This window comes from Massilia sp. 05N420 (assembly GCF_056397205.1).
Genome location: NZ_JBFTMX010000272.1, coordinates 1 through 369, shown reverse-complemented (window position 1 = coordinate 369; position 369 = coordinate 1). Strand labels below are relative to the sequence as shown.

The 369-nt window shown below is 66.1% G+C and carries 1 protein-coding gene; it reads left to right on the top strand.

Features of this window, described 5'->3' with window-relative positions; genetic code table 11:
* Nucleotides 1–212, top strand: a 212-nt coding sequence (locus AC1DIX_RS28295) for an aldehyde dehydrogenase family protein (RefSeq protein WP_477328688.1), incomplete at its 5' end; no start/stop codon positions are given.
* Between the last annotated feature and the right edge of the window lie 157 nt (nucleotides 213–369).

Below are 369 nucleotides of genomic sequence, written 5' to 3'. Positions count from 1 at the left end.
GCCTCGGCGCCGCCGTGTGGAGCAGCAATCCGGAACGTGCCGAACGCGTCGCCTCCCGCATCGAGGCGGGAGCCGTCTTCATCAACGACTTCGTCCGTTCCGATCCCCGCGCGCCCGTTGGCGGCATCAAAGGCGCGGGCTTCGGCCGGGAGCTTGGCGGCCTCGGCGCGCGTGAGCTCGCCAATGCCAAGCTCGTCTGGCGAGGTGCTTGATCAAAGAACGAAGCCAACCGGGACCTCCGGTTGGCTTCTCGGCTCAACGCCCGTTTGATTATCTTGCGCCGCACTGTTCAGTGCGCCCTCGCGCACCGAGACGGTAAGGATCGATCGGCGCTCTGCGCTTCCGCATCGATGGCAGCAATGCCACTGA